The sequence below is a fragment of the Paenibacillus sp. YAF4_2 genome, from assembly GCF_052113225.1.
Classification (GTDB): domain Bacteria; phylum Bacillota; class Bacilli; order Paenibacillales; family Paenibacillaceae; genus Pristimantibacillus.
In genome coordinates this window covers 680,226-688,600 of sequence record NZ_JBFRCT010000003.1, presented here as the reverse complement: position 1 = coordinate 688,600, position 8,375 = coordinate 680,226, and the positions used below count along the sequence as shown (strand labels likewise).

Here is an 8,375-nt window from a genome sequence, read left to right as displayed (position 1 = left end):
GTCCATCCATAAGTGGCAGATTGCTCCGCCTTTCCCGATTCGGCCATGCGACCAATTCGCGTATCCGGTATTAGCATTCGTTTCCGAATGTTATCCCAGTCTTATGGGCAGGTTACCCACGTGTTACTCACCCGTCCGCCGCTAACCTTATCCCGAAGGAAAAGATCCGCTCGACTTGCATGTATTAGGCACGCCGCCAGCGTTCGTCCTGAGCCAGGATCAAACTCTCCATGAAATGGTGTTTTCATCGCTCGACCGAAACCGATCGACGAAAACTCCTAGGTTTTGTTTGACTTGCTCAAACTTTGTTTTTCTCGCTTTTTCCGTTATTTCTAACGGGGCAGTTTTGCTCGTTGTTCAGTTTTCAAAGAACAATTTTTTAAACAACGCGGTGTATCTTATCACGTTATCGAATTCAGTGTCAATCTTTATTTTTCATTGATTTCAATTTCTATCAATCAATGATCTTCATCTTTCATCCCAACCGCTTGTCTCTCTCGGCCAGAAATAGAATATACCATAGATATTAATATGATTGCAAGCTTTTTTCTCGAAAAATTTTTAAAAAGACTACAAACAGTACAAAATAACGCCGTCAGCTAATTCATTACTTTAGGGAGGTGATAACATGGCTAAGCAGCAAGGACATGCACGCAAAAACACAACATCGAAAACTTCTGATAAAAAAGGCAACTCCTCCGGCAACAACCACTAATGTAAGCAGCGATTGAAAAACGACGGTCTTCTCGCGAAGACCGTCGTTTTATTTTTACATATTACCTTACTGCATTACACGTACATGCTTCAAAACATACCAGATTTCATATACATGGAAACAGTATCTGCAATTACTCAGCGTTAGTGATCCTATATAACGGGAGGTTCAAGCCAAGAATGCCTTTTCCAAGCAATTCGCAATTCGTCCCTTTGCAACAAAATAATATGAATGTGGTGATCCCGTCCGCGACGTCAACCCGGATGAGGTTGATATTGTCGGCAATGCTCGCTTATTATGCTTACGACGGAACAAACGTTTATTTTCGTATGCGCCTTAACACCAATCCAAGATTTAAAAATAATTTCCGCAACTTCGCTTGGGGCGTATTGTTCGATACCGATAATAACCCCTCTACTTATGAATGGGAACTAGTCGTCAATGGCCTGGATAACGAAGTTCAGCTGATCGCCAACACGGTCAAGCTGTCGAATATCGTGACGGACAAGYTGAAGGAACGGATGGCAAAGGGAACCCGAACTTTAGCGATAGCATCTGTAACTTCGATATCGCCCGTGCCCAGCCAACCGATGACGGCTCCCAGCTTGGCAGCACAACCAATTATTTTATCGATTTCTTTGTTCCTGCGAAAACCCTGTTTCCCTACTCGGAATTACTGATCAGTCTTCCCTGCGCTTTTTATTCTTCACGGCAACCAACAATAACAATTTTAATAAGGACTTTATAGGTACAGGAGAAACGTTAAGTACGTTGTTTTGTGATCCGGTCACGATTGCCGGCGGTGATGTTCGAGCCAAGCTGTCAGTCACGCAGACTAGTAGCTTCCTCTACCTCTCCAATCATAGAGGGCCAGTCATCTACTTTTATAGGTACAATTACAGTTACAAATACCGGACGCAGCCAAGCCTCAACACTTTTCCTCCAAGCCCCGTTTGCATTTGATAAAACAATAAGCTTCACCGTTACCCAAAAAACGGCTAGCCGTGCTAATCTGACGCTAAGTGCACAATTCGTGACGCTCCGTGGAACCGTTCGTGACTCATCGGGTAACCTTCTGAATGGCTCTTGCCGAGATCGTAACGACTGACCGTAATCTTATCCGTCAAATCATTAGCAATACGAATGGTCAATATGCTTTTACAAACATTGCGGCAGGTCTCCCGACAGCGGAATTCTCTTTCCCTGGCAAACAAACCGCCATTCGTATGCCAACGATCTTCGACGGCCAAACCACGATTCTAGATATCATTCTCCTCGACGACGAAGAGGAATAAGGGAAATAATTAAACCATTACGACATCGCATTTGAATGTTCTTCCGATCGCTGTTGCCCCCGAACTTCTTCATTGTAATCCGCTTTAGCGGATGAAATTCGGGGGCAAAGGCGAACGCCTAAAGCTTTCTGAAAGAAAGCTACTTCGTACGCATAATCTTCTTCTCCAGAATCATTCAAAATGCTCCGTCACTCGGTTAATTGAGAGGGACAAAAAAGAAAAGAAGGACCGCGATTTTACCGTGGTCCTTCTTACTTTCTAAGGATGGAAAACACATGTGTGTCGTGTGCTTTGCCATTCTGATACATATAATCTCTGAGGATCCCTTCTCTTTGAAATCCCATCTTCGTTAGAAGATAATTCGATGCTTCGTTGTCTATAAACACAACTGCACCAATGCGAGTTAACCCTAGCTCATCAAATCCGTATTCAATAACCTTCGTTAATGCCTCGGAGGCATAACCCTTTCGCCATTGTTCCGGGTGAATTTCATATCCTATTTCAGCCCGTTTATGCTTAGGCGACCAGACATTAAAGCCAAGCGTTCCAATTAAGCCTGGTGTTCCTTTTCGCTCAATTCCCCAGCGTATGCCTCTTCCTTCTATGTAACTCTTTGCAAAAAAATCAACAATCGCTTTCGCTTGATCTATATTTTCCAATGTTTCTTGCCCATAGAAACGAGTAACATCCTCATTCGAAAAACAAGCAAAAATGTCCTGTACATCATCACTTTAAATTTCTCTCAGCATTAATCTTTCTGTTTCTAATCCAGGAAACATGCCCTTCCCTCCTTTATAAAAAAAGAAGGACCAAATCAAATGGTCCTTCTACAGCTGCTCACATCCATAATCGAGAGAGGGGTGTATCAAATGAGGGGGTAGTATCGATATAGGAGATACATCCCTCATGGGAGACAACCTCCCCTCTATAAACACATCCGCCTATCGATTATCTACTTTCTCAGGGTAATTATCATGATTAAACAACCGTTGCTCGGCCATTTGCTCAAATTTGGTACCCGGCTTGCCGTAGTTGCAATATGGATCGATGGAGATCCCGCCGCGTGGCGTGAATTTGCCCCACACTTCGATATAACGAGGCTGCATCAGCTCGATTAAGTCATTCATAATAATGTTCATGCAGTCCTCATGGAAGTCACCATGGTTACGGAAGCTGAACAGATACAGCTTGAGCGACTTGCTCTCCACCATTTTGATATCCGGAATGTATGAAATATAGATCGTCGCAAAATCCGGCTGGCCCGTCATTGGGCATAAGCTTGTGAATTCCGGGCAGTTGAACTTAACGAAATAATCCCGATAAGGATGTTTATTATCAAAAGCCTCCAGCACAGCAGGCGAATATTCCATTGGGTAACGTGTACCTTGATTACCAAGCAAGCTAATGCCTTGCAATTCTTCATCTTTTCTTCCAGACATAAGTGAAACTCTCCCTTCCCTTTACACGCCCCGCTTATTACCCCATACAAGCGCATGGAGCTGCGGCAGCACTCGAACATTCGTCATATCTTCGCGGCCCATCACTTGATCAATCAGCCATTCATACTTCTCAATAAGCTTCGCTGCCATCTTCCCGTTATCAACCTCAAGCAAATCATCATTACCTGCCTGAATGAAAAAGGGAACATCGGAATAACGAGCATGCACCTGCGCCGCATAAGCGAGGTCCTTCTCATCAAAAACAACAACTTTCAAACTAAACGGATTACTGCCGCTTGTCAGCTTCTCTACAATCTCATCCAGTACAGCCCAATTGGTGTTCATACCAGAGCTTGGCGGCTTCGGGGACAAGGTCAGCTCATCAATAGCAAGAAGCCAATCCTGCCAGCGGCTGCCTTGCGTCTCTACCGCAACACGCATGCCTTCACGATGGAGTATATCAACAAGCTCATCTGCATTTTTCAGCAATGCTGGATTACCGCCGGATAACGTTACATGTGAGAAGGTATTACCCCCTAATTCACGCAGCTCCGCCAAAATCTCTTCTGCTGACAGCATCCGGGTATCCTCATTCCCAGAACCGTCCCAAGTAAATGCGGAGTCGCACCACGAACAGGAATAGTCACAACCAGCCGTACGGACGAACATCGTTTTTTGTCCAATGACCATCCCTTCGCCCTGTACCGTTGGTCCGAATACTTCCATGACAGGAATTCGTTTCTCAGCCATGATTCTGAACCTTCTTAGGTCTATAAATACAGTAGCTGGTTGGCGTTTCGCGCAAAAACACTTGTACACAAGTTGCCTTATTAGGTGTCTCGTCGAGGAAGGCTTGAACGATTTCGTAAATGGTACGCGCAACAACCTCTGTCGTTGGAAAACGATTCGGGTCATTGTTATCAAACACATCATGATGATCATTCAAATACGTATGATCGAAGCGATTATGAACAAGCTTCTTAATCGCTGCAAAATTCACTAGAAATCCCGAAGAATCCAGCTCATCGCCGGCAATCGTCACATTAGCAAAGTACGTATGCCCATGCACACGTGCGCAATGTCCCGCTTCCTCGGAAGGAATGGAATGCGCTGCCGCAAACTGCATATCTTTATTTAATTCATATTGGAAGGCATGCTGGACGCTTGGATAAATTTGCTGAATCATTCCGCTTTGCCCTCCTCCTTGGAAGCCAAATAACGGTTCAGCCCCTGGCTCCGCAGCTTGCAGGCCGGACATTCTCCGCAGCCATCCGCAATTACGCCGTTATAACAGGTTAAGGTTTTGGTCCGCACATACTCGAAGGCTCCAAGCTGATCTGCCAGCTCCCATGTTTCTGCTTTGTCCAACCACATAAGAGGTGTCTCGATAACAAATGGATAATCCATCGATAGATTAAGCGTCACGTTAAGCGATTTAATAAAAATATCCCGGCAATCCGGATAACCGCTGAAATCCGTCTCGCATACGCCGGTTACAATTGCTCTAGCTCCAATCTGCTTCGCAAGTACCCCTGCAAAGGACAGGAACAATAAGTTACGGCCATCTACAAAAGTAGAAGGCAATCCGCCCTCCTGCTGCTCGATCGCAATATCCGATCTAGTCAGAGCATTTGGTGCCAATTGGTTTAACAGCGACATATCAAGCACATGATGCCTTACTCCAAGCTCGGTTGCAATCTGTGCGGCACATTCCAGCTCCAGCGAATGACGCTGCCCATAATTGAAGGTGACCGCTTCCACCTCTTCGTACCGTTCCAGCGCCCAGAATAGACATGTCGTGCTGTCTTGTCCGCCGCTGAATACAACAACTGCTTTACCCTTTTTCATCTTTCTTCTCCTCTCTTAGATGAGGGAGAGACCCTTCGAACAACACCCTGTACATCTGTCTCAAAACGAAAAAAATGGAATCAGAATAGATTCCAGTTCTTAGTTTTTTATAGAGGGAGTTCGCGAACCTCTCCTGAAGCCATCTGCTTCAGCATTTATTCGAATGTACCTACGTACTATACCATATCTCTAGTTATCCGGCTATATACCAATTAATCGAAATCCTTGTGATACCATTCATCTTCCGGCAGTCCCAAATCCTCACCAGAGAAGCGTTGTTCAAGGAATGGATCGGCATAGTTATGGAAGCCATTTCTTTCCCAAAAGCCCGGACGATCCTCCTTCATAAATTCAATGCCCCGAATCCACTTCGCACTTTTCCAGAAATAAAGATGCGGGACAAGCAGACGAAGCGGCCAGCCATGCTTGGCTGTCAGTGGCTCTCCATCAAAGCTATGAGCAAGAAGAATATTCTCATGCATCAGATCCTCAAGCGGCAGATTCGTTTCATAATCCTGGTCGGCATGGATCATGACATATTTAGCATCAGCTTTCACACCAATCAGCGACAGCAAATCTGAGAACCGTACACCTTCCCACTCCGTATCCAGCTTCGACCAACGGGTCACGCAGTGAATATCATTCCTCTGCTTAATCTGCGGGAGTGCCATAATTTGCTCGTATGTAAAAGTCTTTTCCTCTTCCACCTCACCAAACACGCGTAATGTCCATTGCGACATATCGTACTCTGGAACGTCTCCTTCATGCAGAATCGGAAAACGGTCTGTCGTAGTTTGACCAGGCGGTACCCGGTGTGCCAGCTCAGGAGCGACATTCGCCTTGAGCGCTGGAGCTTTCTTTAAACGTTCTGCCTTCTTACTCGTGTTATTCATGTTGTTCCTGACCTCCTGAAAAGAATGATCACACAAACAGCTAAGATTAGACTGTTCGTGATGATTCTTACTTCGTAAGCATAAGCTAATGTTCTTCTATTCTACTATAGGTTATAAGATAAGACTTGCAGCGTTAAGCTATTGACACCATTTTGTAACAATGATAATATTTCCATACAATTCCGACAGGATTAATTATATTAAACATTTATATTACACTATTGGAGGTTTTGAATCATGAAATTACGCAACAAATGGCTCCTCTCAGGCTCACTGGCATTATCCCTTCTTTTCTCTTCTGCTCTACCCCTGTCAGCGGCAAACGCTGCTGCGGTAAAATCGACTGCCGTTCAGCAATCCTCCCAATCATCCTCAGCAGAATATGAGCTGTTCCTGAAAGAAAAGCTCGGCATCACCTTCCAAGCTGGATCGACTATTACTAAAGGACAATTCATTCAGCAAATCGCCGATATTCTAGGCCTTGAAGCAAGTGAGGCAAAACCGGCGTTCACCGACCTTAAGCCTTCCAGTCCTTATTATTCATCCGCTGCAGCATTATATGAGCAAGGAATAATTACTTCATTAAAGGTTGAACCTGATCAGCCACTCCAAGCAACAAGCGCCATCTATATTGCCGTGAAGGCTGCCGGACTTCTAGAGCTTGCCCATTCTTACCCACAAAATAAAACAACCGATGCTCTGAAACAAATTGGCTATTCGCCAGCTGGCCTTAGCCTGTCAGCTTCGCAAGAGCTTGCAGCTGCTGTACATAGCGGTTTACTGCCTGCCTCCCTTTACAAAGAAGTAAAAGGAAAAGCAGCTTCTCCTGAACTAGCAGAAACGCTGCTCGTTCAAATTCTTTCTATTAAAGGAGACTATAAGCATTATATCGGTTATACAACCGATGCCGATATTTACGGGAAGCTTGCCGATGCTTATGATACTTCTGACCTCATCCAATCGCCTGAGCTGCAAACAGTCGTGGACGCCGCACTGAAACAAAGTCTCGTTACCGGCTACAACCTGAAGGATGAACGGTATGATGCCAACTTCGTTGAATCTTTATCCCTAACCTATGGACACGATAATCTGAAGCACGCCGTTCAATTAATCGGACTGCTTCGGAGCGAAGGGATTAGTGCCAAAGTACAGTTGGAGCCTAAAACTTCCGCTTTCATCTATTTGAAAGAATGGGGCGAGCCCGTTCAATCGGACAATTATAAGGTCGTACAAATTGAGAACGGCAATTACATTGCTTATGCCAAGGAATACGATTTAAAATTTGAATTCAACAGCGCAGCCGACAAAGCCCGCTTCCAGCCGATTATTTTGCAATATGCGAAAAAGAACAGCGAAGACCAAACCGGACTCATCGCCAGCTCCTGGTGGCAGCCGCTTTATTATTCCTTAACCAACCTGGATGGTTATGTACAAATTACGAATAACAAAATTACTGGCCAAGGCCACTATTATGCGCAATCCTTCTCGTTAAACGAGCAGTCCGCCGCAATTGTAGAAGGCTTCAAAAAACTTGGTAATGATTTAACCATACAATCCTATACGTTCTGGGTCGACAAGCCATTCTTCAACTACTTAAATGGTGAATCTTTATAAAAAAATCCGAAACAATAAAGTGGCCATGCGGGTTTGAACCTGCATGGCCACTTTTCTGTTCTATTCTTGTGATACATCACTCTTCGGATCTAGATTATTCGACATCCGGACGAAAATATCGATAGCTTTCTCCATATCATTAAGCTCAAAGCCGTCAAATAACTTAAACATAATGCGCTCACGCATTTCCATCACCTGATTTTCCAGCTTGCGGCCTTCATCCGTGACACTTAGCATAACAATACGGCGATCGAATTCACTACGAGAACGTTCCACATATCCGAGCTCGATAAGCCGATCGGATATCCCCGTAACCGCACCACTTGTAATCCGCAGCCATTCCGCCATCGCCGAAGCTTTCTGAGGACCATGCTGGGCTAGAATAATAACCATCTTGCCCTCTGTCATCCCTAGGCCGTGAACGTTAAAGCGGTTATATTCCGCATTAATCAGTCTGCGCAGCTTTCGGAAAACATCATCCATCTCTCTTAGTTTCTCGAGTTTCACCTGATCCTGGTCCATCCATCCACCCTCGCTAATACGTTCATATCTATAAATATACCGTTTTTTA

General features: G+C 44.8%; 9 protein-coding genes, 1 rRNA gene, 1 pseudogene and 1 riboswitch. Of the genes and pseudogenes, 3 read left to right on the top strand and 8 right to left on the bottom strand.

Annotated elements, in window-relative coordinates:
• Positions 1-235, bottom strand: a 16S ribosomal RNA gene (locus tag AB4Y93_RS10535); the annotation flags it as partial.
• A gap of 755 nt (positions 236-990) precedes the next feature.
• Here AB4Y93_RS10535 and AB4Y93_RS10530 point away from each other — a divergent pair.
• Both AB4Y93_RS10530 and AB4Y93_RS10525 read left to right on the top strand, forming a co-directional pair.
• Positions 991-1,395 (top strand): hypothetical protein, encoded by a 405-nt coding sequence (locus AB4Y93_RS10530; protein ID WP_441891585.1) that lies wholly within the window; start codon positions 991-993, stop codon positions 1,393-1,395.
• 399 nt (positions 1,396-1,794) lie between these two features.
• On the top strand, positions 1,795-2,010 hold the full coding sequence (locus AB4Y93_RS10525) for a carboxypeptidase-like regulatory domain-containing protein (RefSeq protein ID WP_441891583.1): 216 nt from the start codon (positions 1,795-1,797) through the stop codon (positions 2,008-2,010).
• 251 nt (positions 2,011-2,261) lie between these two features.
• Here AB4Y93_RS10525 and AB4Y93_RS10520 read toward each other — a convergent pair.
• The 6 genes and pseudogenes from AB4Y93_RS10520 to AB4Y93_RS10495 all read right to left on the bottom strand — a co-directional run bounded on the left by AB4Y93_RS10520 (position 2,262) and on the right by AB4Y93_RS10495 (position 6,190).
• A pseudogene (locus tag AB4Y93_RS10520) lies at positions 2,262-2,789 on the bottom strand (GNAT family N-acetyltransferase).
• A gap of 162 nt (positions 2,790-2,951) precedes the next feature.
• The gene (gene queF / locus AB4Y93_RS10515; protein WP_441891581.1) at positions 2,952-3,449 is read right to left on the bottom strand and encodes a preQ(1) synthase; all 498 of its coding nucleotides are present in this window, start codon (positions 3,447-3,449) and stop codon (positions 2,952-2,954) included.
• A gap of 21 nt (positions 3,450-3,470) precedes the next feature.
• Positions 3,471-4,199 carry a 7-carboxy-7-deazaguanine synthase QueE gene (gene queE, locus AB4Y93_RS10510; protein ID WP_441891579.1) on the bottom strand — a complete coding sequence of 243 codons (729 nt, stop codon included), beginning with the start codon at positions 4,197-4,199 and terminating at the stop codon, positions 3,471-3,473.
• Positions 4,192-4,635: a 6-carboxytetrahydropterin synthase QueD gene (queD, locus tag AB4Y93_RS10505; protein ID WP_441891577.1), complete on the bottom strand. Its 444-nt coding sequence runs from the start codon at positions 4,633-4,635 to the stop codon at positions 4,192-4,194. Before queD ends, queE begins: the two co-directional genes overlap by 8 nt.
• Positions 4,632-5,297 carry a 7-cyano-7-deazaguanine synthase QueC gene (queC, locus tag AB4Y93_RS10500; RefSeq protein ID WP_167280097.1) on the bottom strand — a complete coding sequence of 222 codons (666 nt, stop codon included), beginning with the start codon at positions 5,295-5,297 and terminating at the stop codon, positions 4,632-4,634. The genes queD and queC overlap by 4 nt, the downstream gene beginning before the upstream one ends.
• Positions 5,298-5,390: 93 nt before the next feature.
• Positions 5,391-5,434: riboswitch (PreQ1 riboswitch) on the bottom strand.
• A 75-nt stretch (positions 5,435-5,509) separates the two neighbouring features.
• Complete coding sequence (locus tag AB4Y93_RS10495; protein ID WP_441891574.1) at positions 5,510-6,190, bottom strand: sulfite oxidase-like oxidoreductase; 681 nt, start codon at positions 6,188-6,190, stop codon at positions 5,510-5,512.
• A gap of 237 nt (positions 6,191-6,427) precedes the next feature.
• On the opposite strand from AB4Y93_RS10495, the gene AB4Y93_RS10490 reads away from it, so the two are divergent.
• Entirely contained in the window at positions 6,428-7,804 is a 1,377-nt protein-coding gene (locus AB4Y93_RS10490; RefSeq protein ID WP_441891572.1) for a hypothetical protein, read from the top strand.
• A 60-nt stretch (positions 7,805-7,864) separates the two neighbouring features.
• Here AB4Y93_RS10490 and AB4Y93_RS10485 read toward each other — a convergent pair whose 3' ends face one another.
• The gene (locus tag AB4Y93_RS10485; RefSeq protein ID WP_441891570.1) at positions 7,865-8,326 is read right to left on the bottom strand and encodes a MarR family winged helix-turn-helix transcriptional regulator; all 462 of its coding nucleotides are present in this window, start codon (positions 8,324-8,326) and stop codon (positions 7,865-7,867) included.
• Positions 8,327-8,375: the final 49 nt, after the last annotated feature.

Coding starts and splice junctions, on each gene's coding strand:
- AB4Y93_RS10525 (WP_441891583.1), top strand. CDS start 1,795: ATGGCTCTTGCCGAGATCGTAACGACTGACCGTAATCTTATCCGTCAA.
- queF (WP_441891581.1), bottom strand. CDS start 3,449: ATGTCTGGAAGAAAAGATGAAGAATTGCAAGGCATTAGCTTGCTTGGT.
- queE (WP_441891579.1), bottom strand. CDS start 4,199: ATGGCTGAGAAACGAATTCCTGTCATGGAAGTATTCGGACCAACGGTA.
- queD (WP_441891577.1), bottom strand. CDS start 4,635: ATGATTCAGCAAATTTATCCAAGCGTCCAGCATGCCTTCCAATATGAA.
- queC (WP_167280097.1), bottom strand. CDS start 5,297: ATGAAAAAGGGTAAAGCAGTTGTTGTATTCAGCGGCGGACAAGACAGC.
- AB4Y93_RS10495 (WP_441891574.1), bottom strand. CDS start 6,190: ATGAATAACACGAGTAAGAAGGCAGAACGTTTAAAGAAAGCTCCAGCG.
- AB4Y93_RS10490 (WP_441891572.1), top strand. CDS start 6,428: ATGAAATTACGCAACAAATGGCTCCTCTCAGGCTCACTGGCATTATCC.
- AB4Y93_RS10485 (WP_441891570.1), bottom strand. CDS start 8,326: ATGGACCAGGATCAGGTGAAACTCGAGAAACTAAGAGAGATGGATGAT.